Source organism: Sphingomonas sp. CCH9-F2, assembly GCF_001556735.1.
In the GTDB taxonomy this organism is placed as follows: Bacteria; Pseudomonadota; Alphaproteobacteria; order Sphingomonadales; family Sphingomonadaceae; genus Sphingomonas; species Sphingomonas ginsenosidimutans.
This window is the reverse complement of record NZ_LSJO01000376.1, coordinates 1-2,965: the sequence shown is the minus strand read 5'-3', so window position 1 is coordinate 2,965 and position 2,965 is coordinate 1. Positions and strand designations below refer to the sequence as shown.

Below are 2,965 nucleotides of genomic sequence, written 5' to 3'. Positions count from 1 at the left end.
GGGGGCATAAAAAAGCTGGGGGTGACGGTGCTGATCCGGTAGCTTTAGGAGCATGTCGAAACCGGCTCCGCTTGTCGCTTACCGTCTGAAGGTCGGCCTCCGGGATATATCGCCGATGATTTGGCGACGCTTGCTGGTTCGCAGCGATCTGACGCTTTTTGGTCTGCACCGGGTAATCCAGATCGCGTTTGGTTGGGAAGATTATCATCTCCATGCTTTCAAGGTGCATGGGCGCCGTTTCGGCACGCAAAGGACGGGTGAGCGTCACCACCTTGTCGAGGACGGGAAAATTCTGAGGGAACTGACACTTGCCGACCTGTCGCTGCGAGTGCGGCAACGCATGATGTACGAATACGACTTCGGCGATTTCTGGGAGCACGAGATCCGCGTCGAAGCGCGTGAACAACCGAGCGCAGACAAGCCCTGGCCGGTCTGCACCGATGGTGCTCGCGCCGGTCCGCCTGAGGATATCGGCGGACCGGGTGGATATGAGCGATTGCTCGAACGTCTCGATGAATTGCGCTTCGATCAGGGAAATGGCCTGGATGACTTTCTGGATGAAAACGATACCAGCGACGGCGAGGAAGATGACGGCGAAGAGTGGACGCCAGCTGACCGCGCCGGGTTCGACGGTCCAGATGATCCGCTGCTGCGCTACGATCCAGATTCCATCGATCGCCGCGCCATCAATCTCGCGTTGAAGGCTGAGTTTGTCGGCAAGGACCGGCCAATGTCTGTGGACTGATGCTCAGGCAAGCTCGGCTTGAGCGCGTCTGTCATCGCGTACCCGCATGATCGTCTGCCGGCTTGTCGAGAACGCCTTGCTGAGCGCGGACACGGTTTCGCCGCTTTCAAGGCGGCGCTCGACCTCGGCGCGCTCGTCTGTTGTAAGGCTCGCAGGCCGTCCGATGGCCTTGCCCTCCGCCCGCGCGCGGCGTAGCCCGGCCTGGGTGCGTTCGATCAGCAGGTCGCGCTCGAATTCGGCGACCGCGTTGATAACGCCCATCGTCAGCTTGCCTGTCGACGAGGTGAGATCGACGCCGCCCAGCGCCATGCAGTGGACGCGAACGCCCATGCGATCGAGATCGGCGACGGTGCTCGCCACATCCATCGCGTTGCGGCCGAGCCGGTCGAGCTTGGTGACGACGAGGACGTCGCCATCCTCTAGCCGGTCAAGCAACCGGGCAAAACCCTTGCGTTCTTTCGCCGCAACCGACCCGGAGATGGTTTCGGCGACGATCCGCCGCGGCTGCGCTGCAAAGCCAGCGGCCTCAATCTCGTGCAACTGGTTGTCGGTCGTCTGGTCGACGGTCGAAACGCGCAGATAGGCAAAGGTGCGTGACATGGATCCGGCCTCGATTGTCCGGAAGGGGTGTCCAGTAAAATTGGTGTGTCCGCAAGATGGTAAGGCTATTTTATGGACAGGGTTAGCTGTAGGTGACCGTAACCGGTCGGTTTCGGACGGCGGCACCGATGTGCCGGCCAATGAGTTCCCTTCTTCATGGAGGAATGAGCTCATGCGCTTCACCATCACCCTCACCGCAGCAACGGACGACAGGCCAACCAGCGGCATATCCATCGCCGTCATCGAACGCGACGACGACACGCTTACGATCGATGATCTCGGTCTCAGGATCGCGGAGAGCAAGCGACTGCTGGCCGCGCTGCAGCTCGCTGTGGTTCAGACCCAGGCGCTCGACTGGTGTCGCCGCCAGCGCGCTTGTCCGTGCTGCGGATCAGCAAGGCAAATCAAGGATCATCGTTCGATCATGGTGCGCACGCCGTTCGGAAAGATCGCCGTGCCAAGTACCAGGTTCCGGCGATGTACATGTAAACCCACAGCGGGTATCGCGGCGCCGATCGTGGCGGCGCTGCCCGAACGCGTCACGCCGGACCTTCTCGAGCTAGAGGCGCGCTGGGCTTCGCTCGCGTCCTACGGCATCACCGCGGAACGCCTTGCCGACGTCCTTCCGATCGGTGACGCGATCAACGCGACGACGATCCGGCAGGACACCCTACGCGTCGCGGAGCGTTTGGAAGCCGAGCTTGGCACCGAGCGACGCTGTTTCATCGAAGGCTGCGAGGCGGACTGGACCGATGGTCCGCTGCCAGGACCGCCTGTCACTGTCGGGATCGATGGAGGCTATGTACGATCATGGTACGATCGGCCGAACAATTTCGAGGTGATCGTGGGTAAGTCCGTCGTCGATCCGGGCGAGGATGGCGAAATTAGCGAGCCAACGCGCCGGTTCGGCTTCGTGGTCGGACATGACGACAGGCCGCGTCGTCGCCTTCATGAATTGCTGCTGGAGCAAGGCGTCGGGATGGACCGTGAGATCACCTTCATGTCCGATGGTGGCAGGAACGTCCGCAATCTTCAATGGGACATGCGGCCGAACGCCGAGCATGTCCTCGACTATTTCCACATCGCCATGCGGGTGACGGTCATGCAGCAGATCGCGCGCGGATTGCCGCCCCCATCCGAGACGGATAAAGACGTGGCCGTCGCCACTCTCGAGCGAGTTCGGCACTTCCTCTGGCACGGCAACTGGCGCCGTGCTCTCGACCTAATCGGCGACGTCGAGACCAGAATGCTTGGTGCGACAGATCCGGATGTCACCGACGAGCCGATGAGCCACCCACAGGTCTCGCCGCAAGCTCGCAATCTCCTCAAGCATTTGCGGGAGTTCGAAAGCTATATCAGCGCCAATGCCAGCATGATCCCGAACTATGGCGAGCGACGACGATATGGCGAAGCAGTCTCGACCGCCTTCGTGGAATCGACCGTCAACCAGGTCGTCGCAAAGCGCTTCGCAAAGAAGCAACAGATGCAGTGGACGCCCAGAGGGGTGCATCTGCTTGTGCAACTCCGCGTCCGTACCCTTGATGGCACGTTGGCCAATGACTTTCAGAGGTGGAGGGACGAACGGAAGGCGGCATGACCCCCAACTTTCTCATGCTCCCC

3 protein-coding genes are annotated in these 2,965 nt (G+C 61.2%); 2 read left to right on the top strand and 1 reads right to left on the bottom strand.

The annotated features are described in order from the left end of the window. Positions 1–52: 52 nt before the first annotated feature. Positions 53–745, top strand: coding sequence for a plasmid pRiA4b ORF-3 family protein (locus AX685_RS21020; RefSeq protein WP_066969391.1), 693 nt, complete (start codon positions 53–55; stop codon positions 743–745). A gap of 3 nt (positions 746–748) precedes the next feature. Here AX685_RS21020 and AX685_RS11020 read toward each other — a convergent pair whose 3' ends face one another. After that, the gene (locus AX685_RS11020) at positions 749–1,345 is read right to left on the bottom strand and encodes a recombinase family protein (protein ID WP_066488604.1); all 597 of its coding nucleotides are present in this window, start codon (positions 1,343–1,345) and stop codon (positions 749–751) included. Positions 1,346–1,517: 172 nt separating this feature from the next. Here AX685_RS11020 and AX685_RS11015 point away from each other — a divergent pair, with 172 nt between their 5' ends. Continuing rightward, positions 1,518–2,942 (top strand): ISKra4 family transposase, encoded by a 1,425-nt coding sequence (locus AX685_RS11015; protein WP_066488601.1) that lies wholly within the window; start codon positions 1,518–1,520, stop codon positions 2,940–2,942. The last annotated feature ends 23 nt before the right edge of the window (positions 2,943–2,965 follow it).